Raw genomic sequence first — 17,069 nt, 5'->3', positions numbered from 1 at the left:
CTTCACTGCCGAGGCCCAGACATCCTTATGGATAAGATCGGCCACTTTAGCCCGGCCGTCTTCGGGCTTCTTTCAGGTGAAAGCGTCGGGCATTGATGCCTTTTTCTTGGCAATGAACTCTTTCAAAGATTCATCAATCGCTGGATCTAGGTATGGCGCTTCATATGTTTCCAACCAGCGGCGGGCAAGTTCATTGGCGCGTTGGTCGGCACGTTTCTCGCCCTCTGCAAGCCATTGCTCGTAGGAATTATTATCCGCGATGTTCGACCTATAAAAGGCTGTCTGGAAGTTCGCTTGTGTATGGTCGCAGCCAAGATAGTGGCTTCCAGGTCCGACTTGCCGGATAGCGTCCATAGCCTGACCATTTTCAGAAAGATCGACGCCTTCCGCAATTTTCTGAGCCATCCCAAGCTGATCAATGTCCATCATGAACTTTTCATAGGAAGAGACTAGGCCGCCCTCAAGCCAACCGGCTGCATGCAACACGAAATTTGTACCGGCCAGAAGCGTCGAATTAAGCGTGTTGGCGCTTTCATAAGCCGCCTGCGCGTCGGAGACTTTCGAAGCGCAAAGTGAACCGCCAGTACGGAATGGCAGGCCGAGCCGCCGTGCAAGTTGTGCTGCACCATAAGACACAAGGGATGGTTCAGGGGTGCCGAACGTCGGCGCCCCAGATTGCATCGAAATTGATGATGCGAAAGTTCCGAAGATAACAGGCGCGCCCGGACGGATCAGCTGCGTGAACGAAGCACCAGCCAAAACCTCCGCCAGAACCTGCGTCAAAGTTCCCGCCACAGTTACCGGGCTCATCGCACCGGCAAGAATGAAAGGCGTGACAATGCAGGCTTGATTGTTGCGTGCATATACTTTCAACGCACCCAACATGGTCTCGTCAAAAACCATTGGTGAGTTCGCATTGATAAGGCTGGTCAGCACAGTGTTCTGATCTAGATAATCATCACCGAAAACCAACTTGCACATGGATATCGTATCTTCCGCCCGCTCAGGGGCGGTGACAGAACCCATAAAGGGTTTGTCAGAGTACTTGATATGAGCATAGATCATATCAAGATGCCGTTTGTTTACAGGCACATCCACGGGCTCACAGACCGTACCGCCCGAGTGATGGATTGATGGCGCCATATAGGCAAGTTTCACAAAATTCTGGAAATCGGCGATGGTGGCATAACGGCGATTGCCATCGAGGTCGCGGACGAAGGGCGGACCATAAACTGGTGCAAAAACTGTTGCCTTACCACCAATCTGAACAGAACGCTCCGGGTTACGCGCATTCTGCGTATAAACAGAAGGGGCTGTTTTCAGGAGTGATCGCGGCAATCCTTTCGGAAAGTGAACACGTTCGCCTTTTACATCGGCACCAGCTTCTTTCCAAAGCGCCAAGGCTTCGGCATCATCGCGAAACTCAATGCCTATTTCTTCAAGCACTGTGTCGGCATTGGCTTCAATAATAGCCAAGCCTTCTTCATCCAGCACTTCGTAGGTATTAATCTTGCGGGTGATATAGGTCAGCGATTTACCAGGACCGCCACCGGATCGGGCTGCACGACGCGCAGCAGCACCCGCACCAGCGCCCCGTCCGCGACGACCACTGCCTGTTTCCGTTTCTGCGGGAGCATCAACTGACGTATCCTCACTCATTTTCTTCTCCTCAGCGCTTCATAAACGCAGATTTTTCTTCAACACGCCAAATCCTAGCGGCACAGCATGCAAGAGCGTTTCCGTGTGCGGCACCGGGTGGCGCATCGGAGACAACCAACAGTCGTTTTCGTCATTTACGAGGTCGCATTTAAGCAATGTGTTTTCAGCAACTTGCCCGATATGATAGATAAACGCCAGAACCGTTGTTGACATCTGCATGAGGCGCGAAAGGAAGCATAGAAATGGCCGACGATGAAATCATTCTTTCGGAGCTTTCAGACGACGAACTCGTCGAGCAAATGCATGACGATCTTTATGATGGTCTGAAGGAAGAAATCGAAGAAGGCACCAATATTCTGCTTGAACGCGGATGGGTGCCTTATCGAGTGCTCACCGAGGCATTGGTGGAAGGAATGCGCATTGTCGGCGAGGATTTCCGTGACGGCATTCTGTTCGTGCCGGAGGTTCTCTTGTCGGCCAATGCAATGAAGGCTGGAATGTTTATCCTACGCCCTCTTCTGGCTGCTACAGGTGCTCCCAAACAGGGCAAGCTGGTTATCGGCACTGTCAAAGGCGACATTCACGATATCGGTAAAAACCTTGTTGGCATGATGATGGAAGGAGCCGGGTTTGATGTCATAGATCTCGGTATCAATAATCCCGTCGAAAATTATCTGGCTGCCATTGAAGAACATAAGCCTGATATCCTCGGCATGTCAGCACTACTTACCACAACAATGCCTTATATGAAGGTCGTTATCGATACGATGAAGGAAAAAGGCATTCGCGAGGATTATGTCGTACTTGTCGGCGGCGCGCCGCTGAACGAAGAATTCGGTAAGGCGGTTGGTGCAGATGCCTATTGCCGAGATGCCGCTGTGGCCGTCGAAACTGCGAAATCATTCATGAAACGTAAGCACAACCAGATGTCTGGTGCATGATACAACGAAAACGGCCACATGGTGGCGTGGCCGTTTTCGTTCTTGGGAAAGGCTTTAAGAAGTGCCCTTACTGGGCGGAATTGGCAACCCGCTGACCCGCATTCTGAGTAGCATTGACCGTATTTGCAGTATCCGCGCCGACGCCCCGAATAGTATTGGCGCAGCCTGCAAGCGTTACAACAGCAAGGACAGCTGCAATTGGAGCGAGGTGTGATAGTTTCATGGAAATGTCTCCCGTTCTGATAAATTAAATCCAACGTTCGCATAACGCGATGGAGCAACATCGGTTCCATGAATGTTAGCCGAAACCAGAAAATTCAACCTGAGACCGTAAGGATCATTGCTTGCGGTATGATCGCGCGCGAAATTCTGGCCATTCGGCAGCGATTTGGTCTGGAACATTTGCAGCTGACCTGTCTACCTGCTGAGTATCACCATCATCCCGACAAGATCGCACCGTCGGTGGACCAAGCAATTCAAAAGGCCAAAGCCGAAGGCGTAGCAAAGGTTTTTATCGGTTATGCGGATTGCGGGACCGGCGGTTTGCTGGATCGGGTGTGCGAAAAGCATGGCGTTGAGCGAATTGCCGGTCCTCATTGCTTTTCGTTCTATGCTGGTAATGAGCTTTTTGCGGCGCAATGGGATGATGACATGACATCATTCTTTATGACCGATTTTCTCGCTCGTCATTTCGATGCCTTTATGGTCAAGCCTTTAGGTTTGGATCGTCATCCCGAATTGCGTGAAATGTATTTCGGCAATTACAAAAAGATGATTTATATGGCGCAAACTGACGATCCGGAATTGAGCATCAAAGCCGAGAAGGCCGCAGAGTTTCTTGGACTAGTCTATGAACGCCGCCTCACTGGCTATGGCGATCTCATCCCTGCCCTCACCGCCGCAGCCAACTACTGATCCATCTGCGTGCCATAATATGGGCGATTTCAAATCGTTTTGTCTTGTTCGATTCAAACAGGAATATCCCCATGCGCATTCCAATTTTGACAGTTCTTTTGATCTGTGTTGCAGGTTCTGCCCATGCAGATGGAACGATAAACAACATTATCACGGCTTCTGACAAAGCACGTCTTGAAAGCTACGAGACGATAAAAAAACAAGCATTGGATGAAGCAAAAACAGATGGTAATGCCGCTAATGTTGCTGAACTAGACAAGATATTCACGGCTGCTGCACTCAGTTTCAATGAAGACTTTGACATGACTGGTGATTGGCAGTGCCGAACTACCAAACTGGGGAAAACTACGCCGCTGGTAATCTACAGCTGGTTTAAATGTCGCGTCACAGACGACGGATCGGGCTGGATGCTGGAAAAGATTAGCGGATCACAACGTACCAAGGGTCGATTCTTTACTGAAAGCGATACTAGGTTAACATACCTCGGAAGTGGCTATATTGCTGGCGACCAACCAAAGAAGTATGGCGCTGGCGCTGACACGGATGAAGTAGGTTATACCTATAAAACTTCGAAAGATTCATTTCGGATCGAGTTTCCGGCACCGGCACGTGAGTCACTTCTCGACGTTCTGGAATTGAAACGTTAAACCCCTTTCGTCATTGCAATGTCATTAAGCTCACGCCATATGCGTCGAAAGCATATGCAAAGACGAGACGATGACTGTTACTGACGCAAACGAAAAGCTGAATCCGGAGGAGACAATCGAGAGTGTCAACACGGACAATGATCCGCGTCCGCTTTCGCAAGTCTTCAAGGACTTGTCTCTCTCCGCAACGGCTCCTGTTTCATTCACCGAACTCGAAGATGCATTTACGGATCGCAGCTTGGCGGCATTGCTGACGTTCTTTGCAATTTTGAACCTTTTACCGTTGCCGCCCGGCACTGGTATTGTAACGGGTATCCCGCTGGTTCTCCTGTCAGTTCAAATGGTTATGGGGCGTGATTCCGTTTGGTTGCCAGCATTCTTGCGTACCAAATCAATCTCTCCTGAGCGTTTCAGGCAGGTTTCGGATAAAGTTGTACCTTGGCTTCAATGGCTCGAACGTTTCATCAAACCACGTAATTGGCCTTTTGGCCGCAAGCAAGGTGATCGCTTGCTTGGCGCATTCACCACGATCCTAGGCATGTCAGTCGTCTTACCTATGCCGCTTTCAAACTGGTTGCCCGCACTGGCAACGGCTATTATCGGCATTGCCTTGTGCGAACGCGATGGACGCCTACTGTTTGCTGGGCTTACGATAGGCGTTATCTCTATCGGTATCGTTGCCGGTTTTGCGTTCATTGCCGCCAGTGTAATTACCTACGCTGCAAGTTTTTGGCCCTTCTAATTAATTTGTCGCAAAAACACTACCTCACCACGTCGCATTTGAGTGCCCGGGCGTCGTGAGATAGCTAGCTCAACCCATTATTTTCCGGCAAAACGGTCCTTGTCGGAGGATAGATTGCATGGCTGATCTCATTGTCGTTTATTGGCGGGACATTCCCGCCCAAGTAACCGTCAAAAAGGGCCGTCAGGCAGCCAAGCGCGAGCTTCCCCTTCGTTTTACTGAAGCCATAGACATGTGCGCCATGCGCATAGGTGCCAAAGATTCCGACGCCTATCTGGCGGAATGGCGCCGCGGCACGCCAGTGCCTGTAAGTGATGATCTTGAGACTGAGGCTGATGCAGCCCTCGCCCGCATTGACAGTGATTATGACCGGGAACGCCTTGTGGCGCTTGTAAAGGCAGGTGGACATGACAATTCATGAATTGAGAGCGAAGCCAATGACCAAAATTGCAGCATCAATCGAAGTCGCGGCACGCCAAGCTATTGAATCACAGGATCTCCCGGGGCTTTTTCCGGCAGGTACACGCGTTTATATCACTGACATGGGCAGCGACAGCGTTGATACATTGACGGCGGCGGCAAAGCGTATCCATGATCTTGGATACAAACCTGTTCCACATTTTGCTTCGCGCCGTCTTTCAACGAAAGCGGCGCTGGAAAATCGCATTCGCCGCGCCGCACACGAAGCCGGCGTAACAGATGTTCTGGTCATCGGCGGTGGACTGGAACGGCAAGCTGGCGAATTCTCTTCGACGATGCAGGTTCTAGAGACTGGTTTTTTCGACAAGTACGGTATCAATGAAATGGGCGTTGCCGGTCACCCGGAAGGCAGCCCTGAATTTTCCGAAGCAGTCGCTATTGAAGCCCTTCGCCTGAAGAAGAACTTTGGTGAACGTACTGGAGCTCGTCTTCGTGTTGTCACGCAGTTCGGTTTCGATGCGGATCGCTTCATCCGTTACTCCGAAGCTCTGCGGGAGCACGGTATAGATCTGCCAGTGCATCTTGGCGTGGCAGGTCCTGCCAAAATCACTACGCTAATCAAATATGCGGCCATGTGTGGTGTAGGCAACTCCATCAGCTTCTTGAAAAAGAACGCGCTTTCACTGACTGCACTTGCAACTAGCCATTCACCAGAAGGCGTAGTTGGGCCAATCGAACAACACGCTATCGGCAATTCAGCATCAGCGATCAAGCAGATTCATGTCTTCCCGTTTGGTGGTTTGAAGAAATCATCCGAATGGTTGGTTGATCGTGGTTCGTGGAATTTGAACACTACCCAATATCTGGCAGCAAACTCAGCCGCGAATTAAGGATCTCTGCATGACCCGTACGATTGTTGCTTCGGCAACCAGAGAAATCATCATCGGTTTCGATCAGCCTTTTTGTGTGATTGGCGAGAGGATTAATCCTACGGGCCGCAAGAAGCTTGCAGCTGAAATGGTTGCGGGAAATTTCGATACTGTCATTAAGGATGCGCTTGAGCAGGTAGCCGCTGGTGCAACCATGCTGGACGTAAATGCAGGCGTAACGGCTGTAGATCCAAACGCCACAGAGCCAGATCTGTTGGTCAAGACGCTTGAAATCGTACAGAACCTTGTCGATGTGCCGCTATCCATCGACAGTTCGGTTACCGCAGCGATCGAAGCAGCATTGCGTGTGGCCAAAGGTCGTCCACTTGTAAACTCGGTCACCGGAGAAGAGGAAAAGCTTGAAGCTATTCTTCCTCTTATTAAGAAATACAATGTTCCGGTCGTTGCCATCTCAAATGACGAGACGGGCATCTCGATGGATCCGGATGTTCGCTTCGCCGTCGCCAAGAAGATCGTTCAACGCGCTGCTGATTTTGGCATCCCAGCCCATGACATCGTGGTCGATCCGTTGGTGATGCCAATCGGTGCGCTTGGGGATGCGGGACGTCAGGTATTTGCATTGCTTCGCCGCTTGCGCGAGGAATTGAAGGTTAATACGACCTGTGGCCTTTCAAACATCTCGTTCGGCCTTCCTCACCGCCATGGAATCAACGCTGGCTTTATTCCCATGGTTATCGGTGCGGGTATGACCTCGGCCATCATGAACCCTTGCCGTCCGCAGGAAATGGAAGCTGTCCACGCGGCCAACGTGCTTAACGGTACAGATGCCAATTGCACTTACTGGATCAAAAAATATCGCGATCATCAACCGGCTGCTCCTGGCGCAACAGCGGCAGTTTCTGTTCCTGCCGATTCAACCGGTGGTGGCCGTCGTCGTGGCGGACGTGATGCGCGACGTGGCGTCGCAAGCTAAGCGTTCGCGCCGAACACTCTGCCCAGCATAGGAAGGTGAGTGGCGTCCACGCCCCTCACCTAAAAGTTTTGGAGCACCGATTTTGAATGCACCTGTGAAAGCGCCCGAAACTTCGGCAAAAGAAGCACTCGTTCTTTTCATGCCGTCGGGAAAGCGTGGGCGTTTTGCTGTTGGCACACCTGTACTTGAAGCGGCACGTACGCTGGGAGTTTATGTCGAAAGCGTTTGTGGCGGCCGCGGTATTTGCGGGCGCTGTCAGGTGGAGGTGCAGGAAGGCCGCTTTGCCAAACACGGCATAACTTCTTCTAATGAGCACATTTCCGAATTTGGTCCGAAGGAACAGCGATATGCCGAAAAGCGCGACCTGAAACAAGGTCGACGGCTGTCTTGCTCTGCAACAATTCTAGGTGATCTTGTCGTCGACGTACCGCAAGATGTGCAGGTCAATGCGCAGGTTGTGCGCAAGGACGTAGATACACGTGTTATTGAACGAAATCCGGCAGTCCGCATGTGTTACGTTGAGGTTGAAGAACCCGACATGCACAAGCCGCTTGGAGATTTGGATCGCCTTAAGATTGCTCTGGAGAAAGAATGGGGCTTCCATAATATCGATGTGGATACCTATCTTCTCGCTGATGTGCAGAAAATATTGCGTAAAGGACAATGGGGCGTCACAGCAGCTATACATCACGATGAAGAGACAGCACGCCCAACCATGATCGGCCTTTGGCCTGGCCTGAAGAACGAGGCTTACGGTATTGCTTGCGACATTGGCTCGACGACAATTGCCATGCACCTGTCATCGCTTTTGTCAGTCCGCACCATTGCCTCTGCCGGTACGTCCAATCCGCAGATACGTTTCGGTGAGGATTTGATGAGCCGCGTGTCCTACGTGATGATGAATCCTGATGGGCGCGAAGGTATGACGACTGCAGTTCGCGGAGCCATTAATGAATTGATCGACAAGGTCTGCACTGAAGGTGGCGTAGCGCGCGAAGATATTCTTGACGCCGTTTTTGTTGGCAACCCGATCATGCACCACTTGTTCCTCGGGATTGATCCGACTGAGCTAGGCGGAGCGCCGTTTGCACTGGCTGTATCGGGAGCAGTGCATCTCAAATCTTCGGATATCGGCCTCCCGATGAACCCGGGGACTCGCGTTTATATGCTGCCGTGCATTGCGGGACATGTTGGTGCCGATGCCGCTGCTGCCACGCTCGCAGAAGGCCCACATCGTCAGGATGAGATGATGCTACTCGTCGATGTTGGCACCAACGCGGAAATCGTGCTTGGAAACCGCCATCGCACTGTTGCTGCATCCTCGCCCACTGGCCCCGCATTTGAAGGAGCAGAGATTTCCGGTGGTCAACGGGCAGCGCCCGGTGCTATCGAGCGCGTGCGTATTGATCCGGTTACTCTTGAGCCTCGTTTCCGTGTTATAGGGACCGAACAATGGTCCGATGAGCCGGGCTTTGCCGAAGCAGTGAAAACAAGCGGCATTACTGGTATATGCGGCTCGGCAATCATCGAAGTTGTGGCCGAGATGTATCTTTCCGGCGTAATCTCGGAAGATGGTGTCATCGACGGTAGCCTTTCTGCAAAATCTCCCCGTGTCATGGCGACTGGACGTACATTCTCCTATCTTCTCCGCGAGGGCACACCGACGATCACCATAACCCAGACAGATGTTCGAGCCATTCAATTGGCCAAAGCAGCACTTTATGCTGGTGTTAAATTGCTCATGGACAAGCTGGGCATCGATCACGTAGATCAGATCAGGTTTGCTGGCGCCTTTGGTTCTTTCATTGATCCGAAATATGCCATGGTACTTGGCTTGATCCCAGACTGCGACTTGGACAAGGTACTGGCAGTCGGTAACGCCGCTGGTACCGGTGCACGAATGGCTTTGCTCAACCGCAACTACCGTCGCGAGATAGAAGATGCCGTTACCAAGATTGAGAAAATTGAAACCGCGCTCGAACCCAAGTTTCAGGAACATTTTGTCTATGCAATGGCCATGCCGAACAAAGTAGACCCGTTTCCGAAACTGTCCAAGGCTGTCACCTTGCCGCCACGTAAGAATGTCAGTGAGGATGGTGTAGCCGGTGACGCTACGCCGCGCCGTCGCTCTCGTGAAGATCGCGCTGCACGTCGCAGCCGCGATTAGCTTTGTGCCTTTGCCAATTTCCGCTATCAAACAACCTAGATGATTGATTCTGGAAATAACCACCCATGATAGCCTGTTTTGATATTGGCGGCTCGGCCATCAAAGGTGCAATAGCCTATTCACCTGGAGATATAAGGCCGTTACCGAAAGTCGCGACACCGCTGCACGATTTTGACCTTTTCGCTTCATCCATAGAACGAATTGCAGCGGATGGTGGTGCCGACCCGGCAAGTCTTATTTCTATCTCTATCGCAGGCGTAGTCGATTCTGATACCGGCAAAATTACCTGCGCCAATATTCCTTGCATTCACGGTCGTCAGTTGGTGCGAAATCTCAACAAAAAATTGCAACGCCCCGTGCTCGTTGCCAATGACGCTGATTGTTTTGCCCTTTCAGAAGCTGTTGTCGGTGCAGGGCGTGGACACCGTGTGGTGTTCGGCGTTATTTTGGGAACCGGAGTTGGTGGAGGACTGGTAATCAACGGTAAAATTCATGAGGGAGCTGGTGGCTTTGCAGGCGAATGGGGCCATGGTCCTGTTTCAGCTACACTTGCAGGGAATCCGCCTGTTGCCATCCCTCGCTATGCCTGCGGCTGCGGTCAAGTTGGTTGCGTTGACGCCGTCGGTGCTGCCCGTGGTATGGAACGGCTCCATCACCACATCCACGGTATTTCTCTCCCCAGCACGGAAATCATTGCCGCTTGGGACGCCGGTGATCAGGCCGCCACTCGAACCATTGATGTTTATATCGATATGGTGAGCGGCCCCCTGGCTATGACAGTTAATATCGTTGGTGCTTCAATTGTACCTGTCGGTGGAGGGCTTGCAAACTCTACGGCACTTATTCGCCGACTGGATGAAGCGGTGCGTGCGCGGATTTTGCGGCAAACTAACAAGCCATTGGTTATCCCGGCAGAGCTCAAAATTGAGCCAGGATTGATTGGTGCCGGTGTTCTCGGATTAATGGAAAAAGCGAAATGACTGTTTTACTTGAAGTTTGTGTCGATAATCCCGAGGGATTGGCAGCAGCAATCGATGGTGGCGCTGACCGGGTTGAACTCTGTTCCGCTCTCGATCTTGGCGGCTTGACACCAACACCAGGACTTATCGAGCAAGCGACAGCTTCACCGATTCCCGTCTACGCGATGATCCGCCCAAGACCTGGGAATTTTGTTTTCAGTGATGCTGATCTTGATGCAATGCTCTATGAGATCGATACCGTACGCGCAAGTGGCCTCGCCGGCGTGGTTTTTGGCGCAAATCTTGCCAGTGGCGAATTAGACCAAGCCACCCTTGCTCGTTTAATCGGTCAATGTGATGGGCTAGGCATTACACTACACCGTGCATTTGATCTCGTACCGGACATTACAGGGGCGATAAACCAAGCTGTCGAACTTGGTTTTGAGCGAATTCTTACATCAGGCCGCGCCCTTACATCTGTCGAAGGCATTGATGATCTGAAACAAATATTTGACCTTGCCGAGGGTAGAATAAAGATCATGCCGGGATCGGGAGTTAATATCACCAACGCCGGCATGCTGCTTGATCGTATTCCTTTTTCGGAAATTCACTCATCGTGTTCTGTCGCTTCGCCGCCGATAAGTGAAGGCGCAAGAAGGCTTGGTTTTGAAACTCTCTCGCAGAAACGGACCAGCTCCAATCTCGTCAGAGCACTAAAAGACTACTGCCTCAGCAGGTAAGCTTACCCGTGCGTTCATAACCTTCGAAATAGACCCGAAGATGCTGCGCCACAGCTTTGATATGGGCTCCAGCATTCTTTGTAACAAGCATACCGAGCTTGGATTCTCCAAGTTCCGGTAATCCGTGTTCCGGCCCCAGTTGCACCATATTATCATCCAGCAAAAACTTGGAGAAAGGCGCGACAGCAAGATCGGCAACAATGGCGGCGCGCTGTCCCATCGTATGGGCGCTCATATAGGCCACACGATAATCCCTACCCATGCTTTCCAACGCTTCAATCGCATTCGCGCGCCAGATGCAGCCCTCTTCCCACATCGATAGCGGCAGCGGCGTACGTTCATGGGCATTGCCGCATTTCGCTCCTGCCCAGATGATCTCTTCCGTCATCAGGACTTCGATTTCATCGTGCTTCGCCAATGTTTCGTTAACGTTCACCAATGTTACATCAAGGCGCTGTTCATCAAGACGCTTGCGAAGATTATTACTCTGGTCGATGACCACATCGACTGTTACGTCCGGATGTGACTCAGCGAAACGCTTCAGCACAAATGGCAGGACCCGCTCACCTACATCATCAGGCGCACCAAGGCGAACAACGCCAGAGACAGTAGGAGCGATGAATTTGGCAACCGTCTCACGGTTCAGTGAGAGCATACGCTTGGCATAACCCAGTAATATCTCACCGCTTGGTGTCAGCTTCACTGAACGCGCATCACGTTCCAATAATACATGACCTAGAATTTCCTCCAGTTTCTTGATCTGCATCGAAACAGCAGAGGGCGTGCGAAAGACCGCATTAGCCGCACTAGAAAAACTACCGGTCTCGGCAATCATCGCAAATGTGCGCAAGACATCCAGATCAAGGATCGGAATGGGATGATGCATTGGTGCTGACATGTGATCGCCTTCCTCATCAATTTTTCTTAATCATATCATTCTCTAATTTCGTTTGATTGAACATCAAATAGAGCCGATAGTCAAGCTTACAGAAAGGTAAGCAACAACGCTCCTTTCTTTCGAGAAGGAAAAGGAAATGAGTACTTGCGATGAAAGCTACAACAAGGGTGAGATTGGGTTCTCAGGGCGCATTACAGCTTCTATCAACGAACAGGCTCAAAGCATCGCTCGAACAGTCTTGAAAGCGCGCAACTCAATTGCACGTATCCGTAGACTTCATGCGACGGAAACCGCTCTCGATTCCTTGCCTGAAGGTATCCGTGAAGATATTGGCTGGCCTGATCTTTATGAGCGTCAGGTTCGGAAGTGCAATGAGTTGAAGCATCGGCCAAATTAAATGAGCGATTGTTCGAAAAAGGGAGCAGATAACGAATTGTCTGCTCTCTTTGATATTGGTGACACCTGCGCTTTTGCGACACAGGGTGGGCCACTTCCATTTAGAATAATTCTATGGTTCTATCTGAAAAAAAGCTCTAAAGACCACGCCCGATGCCTGAATCAACTGCTTCAGGTGCGACATGGCCTTAAAGTCAGATACGGGAACATAGGTCAACATGGATCAAGTCGGTCTCACCAAGCGGTCTTTCGTATTTTTTCTCGTTCCTAATTTTTCGATGATCGCGTTCGCGACAGCGATTGAGCCGCTGCGCATAGCCAACCGAATGTTGGGTTATGAGGCTTACCGCTGGCGTCTTGCATCGGTGGACGCAAAGCCGGTAACAGCATCCAATGGCGTCGAATGCGCAGCCAATTCCTCCCTTGAGGACGAGCGTCGTTATTTGACCGGCGAAGAACGCCCATCAATGGTGTTTGTTTGCTCCGGCGTCCATGTCGAAAAATTTCAAAACAAATCGGTTTTTGCCTGGCTTCGTGAGGAATTCAATCGTGGCGTAGCCGTGGGCGGCCTTTGTACGGGAGCGCACATCCTGGCAGCAGCCGGATTACTTTCGGGCAAGCGCTGTGCTATCCACTGGGAAAATCTACCGGGCTTCGCTGAAGCTTTCCCAAAAGCTGATGTCTACGCTGATCTGTTTGAAGTTGACGGCAATATATACACTTGCGCAGGTGGCACTGCCGCACTCGATATGATGCTCAAACTTATCGGTGATGATTTCGGCGATAATATTGTCAATCGGGTTTGTGAGCAGGCTCTGACAGATCGTGTCCGGAGCCCACATGATCGTCAGCGCCTGCCACTTCGTGCACGTCTCGGCGTGCAGAATTCAAAAGTGTTGACCATTATCGAGTTGATGGAAGCACGATTGTCAGAGCCATTATCATTAATTGAAATTGCCGATCATGTTGGGCTGTCGCGCCGTCAGATCGAACGGTTGTTTCGTCAGGAAATGGGCCGGTCACCAGCCCGTTATTACCTGGAAATCCGGCTTGACCGCGCGCGGCATCTGTTGATCCAGTCATCAATGCCGATCGTCGAGGTAGCCGTGGCCTGTGGGTTTGTTTCTGCCTCGCACTTCTCGAAATGCTATCGCGAGCTATATGGACGCTCGCCGCAACAGGAACGTGCAGATCGCAAGCAACTAATGGCAGCATAAATTTAGCGTACTTCCCAATCTTGCATGCGCCTCTGCCATATTCTCTCGCCGGACATGCAATCATAATTCCCTTTGTTTTGCGCAAGCAAAACAGGCGACTTATCCGACATGCGGTAATTTACCTTGTGCATCTCAGGTATATTCCCCGCCAACTCGAGAACGAGTTTGCGCCTTACCGCTTCGGGAAACTGATCCCAGGAATTGACTGGGATCATAAAAGCACCTGGTCCGCCAATCACGCAGTTGGTGTAGTAGACGTCCAAATCCTCTACCGCCCAATCAGAATAAAAATCACCGCGGGTCATGAGTGGCAGGCCATTTATCGTTATACCTTTTGCAGTAGCCTGCTCTCTAGCTTCCAATACAGAACGCCCATTATTGTTTGCCCCGTCTCCTGAAACATCGATAACACGCCGCAAACCTCTAAATCCGTTATCGTCAAACAGACTGCTGCCGAAATCGATTGCACCGGAGATCGATGTCCTGCTCTGCGTCGATGGAATAGGCTCAGAAAGCAATGATGCGAATCTTTCTGCTGTGTCTGCACCGTCCACTATCATCCATGGAACAATGACGCGCTGCATCGTGGAACCAGCCCATTCAACGTAGGTTATGGCTACCCTGCCATGGACACCTTCTCGAATGGCGCGGACCACGTCCTTCTGGCGGAGAGCAGCGACATAACCATCGCGCTGAATTTTTTGCTCAAAGCTTTGCATTGAACGCGATGCGTCGACAGCCAGAACCAACTCCACGTCGACATCAATTTCGTTTGATTGTGAGCGCGCCAAAGAACTGGCCAGAAACGTCGCCAGTATCAGAAAACTACCAAGAGCTCTCTTTTGCGATGACATGCATAAAGTGTACCGGAAAACATGGTAACGCAAAGCAGGTTTACGCTTGTTCACGCGCAGTTGAATAGGCACAAAAGAAAATGGCGCCAAACCGGCGCCATTTTAAACACTTCGACGAATAGATCAGGCCTTCAAACGTTCATTTTCCGTATCGAAGGGCGATTCTGGAATAACAGTTGCTTTATGAGTCTTACCCAAAATCTTGATCTCGAGTTGCGTACCTAAAGCTGAGTGTTCTGGCTTGACCATGCCAAGAGCAATACTCTTGCCCAATCGCCAGCCATAACCACCATGAGTTGCGCGGCCAACAAGCTCACCTTTTAGGTAAATCGGCTCACTCCCACGCGCATCTACGTCTGAAACACCGGGAACATGCACTTCAAGTGTTACGAAATTCCACTTGAGACCATCTTCCCGAGCCTTAACTACTGCATCGCGGCCGATGAAGTCACCCTTGTTGGGATGCACAAAGCGATCCAGACCACTCTCAAACGCGTTATATTCAATAGACAATTCGCGCGGGATCAGCCGATAGGACTTTTCGACGGCCATTGCCGTCATCGCCCGAATACCGAAAGGCTTTATGCCAAACTCTGCACCCGCATCAAGAAGCATTTCATAGATCGCACTTTGTTGCTCAATTGGATGATGCAACTCCCAGCCAAGCTCACCAACGAAATTTACCCGTAAGGCATGTGCTGTTGCTGTGCCGACACTGATTTCCTTACCTGATAGCCATGGGAATGCTTCATTGGAAAGATCAGCACGAGTCAGCTTCTGCAAGACTTTGCGACTGTTCGGTCCTGCGAGAACCAGCACACCGTAGGTCGACGTTATGGGACGTAGCGACACCGAGCCATCTGTCGGGAGGAGCTTGTAAAGATAATCGTGATCATGATTCTCATAAGCACCTGCCGAAACAAGATAGAACTTACCAGGGACCCATTCATATACTGTGAACTCAGAGCGAACACCGCCCTCTTTCGTAAGCAAATGGCAGAGCGCAATTCGCCCCTGCTTCTTGGGAATGCGATTGGCCAGAATTGAGTCAAGCCACTGACGCGCACCGGGGCCGGATACTTCCATCTTCGCGAATGCGGACATATCGAGAAGACCAACATTGCTGGTCACATTTTTGATCTCATTACCAACATGTTCAAAGTAATTCGAACGGCGGAAAGACCATATTTCCTTGACTTTGCCGTCCACCGGCTTCGGATGATTGTGATTCATCAGAACATCCGGCTTGTCGAGCTTCGCGACATCCAGCTCGTAGCTTTTCGGTGCAAACCAATTGGCACGCTCCCAGCCGTAAACAGTCCCGAATACGGCTCCCAGTTCCTTCTGGCGTTCATATGTTGGAGAACGCTTCAATGGTCGCGCTGCGCCACGTTCTTCATCCGGATAGTGAACAGAAAATACCTCGGCATACGCCTCTTCGTTCTTTTCTTTCAGATACCCTTCAGTTGCGTAAGGACCAAAACGACGGGGATCGACGCCCATCATATCAATGGATGGTTCACCTTCGACAATCCACTCAGCCAATTGCCAACCGGCACCACCTGCTGCGGTTACGCCAAAAGAATGGCCTTCATTAAGCCAGAAGTTTTTCAGACGCGGCGCAGGCCCGATAATCGGAGAGCCATCCGGCGTATAAGCAATGGCGCCGTTATAGACCTTCTTGATACCGACTTCACCAAAAGCAGGAACGCGCGCAATTGCTGTTTCAATGTAAGGTTCAAGGCGGTCAAGATCTTCCTGAAAAAGTTCGTACTCACTGCCGTCGGACGGTCCATCGACATAACAAACCGGCGCGCCACGCTCATATGGTCCAAGCAGCAGACCGCCATTTTCTTCACGCATATACCACGAACTATCACTTTCTCGCAGAACGCCCATTTCAGGCAGGCCCTTTGCCTTGCGCTCTACGATAGCAGGATGTGGCTCTGTCACGATGTACTGGTGTTCCACTGGAATAACCGGGACATCAAGTCCAACCATTTTACCGGTTTTACGGGCGAAATTGCCTGTTGCAGAAACGATATGGTCGGCCGTGATGTCCCCTTTGTCGGTCTTGACCAGCCATTTATCTGACGGCAGTTGCTCAATACCGAGCACGGTAGTGTAACGATAGATCGACGCGCCGCGATCACGCGCACCTTTTGCAAGCGCCTGCGTCAAATCTGCTGGTTGAATATATCCGTCATCCGGATGCTGGATCGCACCAAGAATACCGTCAATCTCCGCCAGCGGCCAAATTTCCTTTACTTGCTCGGGGGTAAGCAGTTTGACCGGAACGCCAATCGTCTCAGCGACACCTGCATAATACATAAATTCGTCCCAGCGATCTTTGGTGCGGGCAAGACGGATGTTACTACAGTTGGTGAAGCCGACATTCATGCCGGTCTCTTCCTGAAGTTCCTGGTAAAATTTGACTGAGTATTTATGAATTTGGCCTACCGAATAGCTCATATTGAACAAAGGCAACAAGCCAGCAGCATGCCAGGTAGATCCGGACGTAAGCTCTTTTCGCTCGATCAGGACAACGTCGCTCCAGCCTTTTTTTGCCAAGTGGTAGAGTGTCGAAACACCCACCACACCACCGCCGATAACGACAACACGCGCCTCAGTCTTCATTTCATACTATCCTT

17 protein-coding genes are annotated in these 17,069 nt (G+C 51.0%); 12 read left to right on the top strand and 5 right to left on the bottom strand.

From position 1 onward, the window contains the following. Window positions 1–72: 72 nt before the first annotated feature. Window positions 73–1,659, bottom strand: coding sequence for a trimethylamine methyltransferase family protein (locus tag ABKW30_RS14105; RefSeq protein ID WP_348599549.1), 1,587 nt, complete (start codon window positions 1,657–1,659; stop codon window positions 73–75). A gap of 242 nt (window positions 1,660–1,901) precedes the next feature. Between ABKW30_RS14105 and ABKW30_RS14100 the strand changes: the two genes are divergently transcribed. Next, window positions 1,902–2,600, top strand: a complete 699-nt coding sequence (locus tag ABKW30_RS14100; RefSeq protein WP_008123516.1) for a cobalamin-binding protein — start codon at window positions 1,902–1,904, stop codon at window positions 2,598–2,600. Window positions 2,601–2,667: 67 nt separating this feature from the next. Here ABKW30_RS14100 and ABKW30_RS14095 read toward each other — a convergent pair whose 3' ends face one another. Next, a complete protein-coding gene (locus tag ABKW30_RS14095) occupies window positions 2,668–2,823 on the bottom strand; it encodes an entericidin (RefSeq protein WP_348599548.1) in 156 nt (51 codons plus the stop codon). 68 nt (window positions 2,824–2,891) lie between these two features. Between ABKW30_RS14095 and ABKW30_RS14090 the strand changes: the two genes are divergently transcribed. The 9 genes from ABKW30_RS14090 (at window position 2,892) to ABKW30_RS14050 (ending at window position 11,053) form a co-directional block, all read left to right on the top strand. Further along, complete coding sequence (locus ABKW30_RS14090; RefSeq protein ID WP_348599547.1) at window positions 2,892–3,515, top strand: DUF1638 domain-containing protein; 624 nt, start codon at window positions 2,892–2,894, stop codon at window positions 3,513–3,515. Between the two features lie 71 nt (window positions 3,516–3,586). Next, window positions 3,587–4,162 carry a DUF4893 domain-containing protein gene (locus ABKW30_RS14085; protein WP_348599546.1) on the top strand — a complete coding sequence of 192 codons (576 nt, stop codon included), beginning with the start codon at window positions 3,587–3,589 and terminating at the stop codon, window positions 4,160–4,162. A 70-nt stretch (window positions 4,163–4,232) separates the two neighbouring features. Then, entirely contained in the window at window positions 4,233–4,904 is a 672-nt protein-coding gene (locus ABKW30_RS14080; protein WP_348599545.1) for an exopolysaccharide biosynthesis protein, read from the top strand. A 118-nt stretch (window positions 4,905–5,022) separates the two neighbouring features. Continuing rightward, on the top strand, window positions 5,023–5,325 hold the full coding sequence (locus ABKW30_RS14075) for a virulence factor (protein WP_348599544.1): 303 nt from the start codon (window positions 5,023–5,025) through the stop codon (window positions 5,323–5,325). Between the two features lie 16 nt (window positions 5,326–5,341). Then, a complete protein-coding gene (locus tag ABKW30_RS14070) occupies window positions 5,342–6,214 on the top strand; it encodes a methylenetetrahydrofolate reductase (RefSeq protein WP_348599543.1) in 873 nt (290 codons plus the stop codon). A 10-nt stretch (window positions 6,215–6,224) separates the two neighbouring features. Continuing rightward, window positions 6,225–7,187: a methyltetrahydrofolate cobalamin methyltransferase gene (locus ABKW30_RS14065; RefSeq protein WP_348599542.1), complete on the top strand. Its 963-nt coding sequence runs from the start codon at window positions 6,225–6,227 to the stop codon at window positions 7,185–7,187. Window positions 7,188–7,326: 139 nt separating this feature from the next. After that, window positions 7,327–9,354 carry an ASKHA domain-containing protein gene (locus tag ABKW30_RS14060; RefSeq protein WP_348599803.1) on the top strand — a complete coding sequence of 676 codons (2,028 nt, stop codon included), beginning with the start codon at window positions 7,327–7,329 and terminating at the stop codon, window positions 9,352–9,354. A gap of 65 nt (window positions 9,355–9,419) precedes the next feature. Beyond that, window positions 9,420–10,334: an ROK family protein gene (locus ABKW30_RS14055; RefSeq protein ID WP_348599541.1), complete on the top strand. Its 915-nt coding sequence runs from the start codon at window positions 9,420–9,422 to the stop codon at window positions 10,332–10,334. Further along, window positions 10,331–11,053: a copper homeostasis protein CutC gene (locus ABKW30_RS14050; RefSeq protein ID WP_348599540.1), complete on the top strand. Its 723-nt coding sequence runs from the start codon at window positions 10,331–10,333 to the stop codon at window positions 11,051–11,053. The genes ABKW30_RS14055 and ABKW30_RS14050 overlap by 4 nt, the downstream gene beginning before the upstream one ends. Here the strand turns inward: ABKW30_RS14050 and ABKW30_RS14045 are convergent. Continuing rightward, window positions 11,043–11,951 (bottom strand): LysR family transcriptional regulator, encoded by a 909-nt coding sequence (locus tag ABKW30_RS14045; protein ID WP_348599539.1) that lies wholly within the window; start codon window positions 11,949–11,951, stop codon window positions 11,043–11,045. The two genes, ABKW30_RS14050 and ABKW30_RS14045, sit on opposite strands and share 11 nt — an antisense overlap. Before the next feature lie 136 nt (window positions 11,952–12,087). On the opposite strand from ABKW30_RS14045, the gene ABKW30_RS14040 reads away from it, so the two are divergent. Further along, window positions 12,088–12,348 (top strand): hypothetical protein, encoded by a 261-nt coding sequence (locus tag ABKW30_RS14040; RefSeq protein WP_348599538.1) that lies wholly within the window; start codon window positions 12,088–12,090, stop codon window positions 12,346–12,348. A 217-nt stretch (window positions 12,349–12,565) separates the two neighbouring features. Further along, the gene (locus ABKW30_RS14035) at window positions 12,566–13,564 is read left to right on the top strand and encodes a GlxA family transcriptional regulator (RefSeq protein WP_008123533.1); all 999 of its coding nucleotides are present in this window, start codon (window positions 12,566–12,568) and stop codon (window positions 13,562–13,564) included. Between the two features lie 2 nt (window positions 13,565–13,566). Here the strand turns inward: ABKW30_RS14035 and ABKW30_RS14030 are convergent, their stop codons facing one another. Continuing rightward, window positions 13,567–14,418 carry a DUF1194 domain-containing protein gene (locus ABKW30_RS14030; RefSeq protein WP_348599537.1) on the bottom strand — a complete coding sequence of 284 codons (852 nt, stop codon included), beginning with the start codon at window positions 14,416–14,418 and terminating at the stop codon, window positions 13,567–13,569. Between the two features lie 123 nt (window positions 14,419–14,541). Further along, complete coding sequence (locus ABKW30_RS14025; RefSeq protein WP_348599536.1) at window positions 14,542–17,055, bottom strand: FAD-dependent oxidoreductase; 2,514 nt, start codon at window positions 17,053–17,055, stop codon at window positions 14,542–14,544. Window positions 17,056–17,069 lie beyond the last annotated feature (14 nt).

The organism is Phyllobacterium sp. SB3 (assembly GCF_040009165.1).
GTDB lineage: Bacteria > Pseudomonadota > Alphaproteobacteria > Rhizobiales > Rhizobiaceae > Phyllobacterium.
Note: the sequence above shows the minus strand (reverse complement) of the source record. Positions and strands in the feature narration are given on the sequence as shown.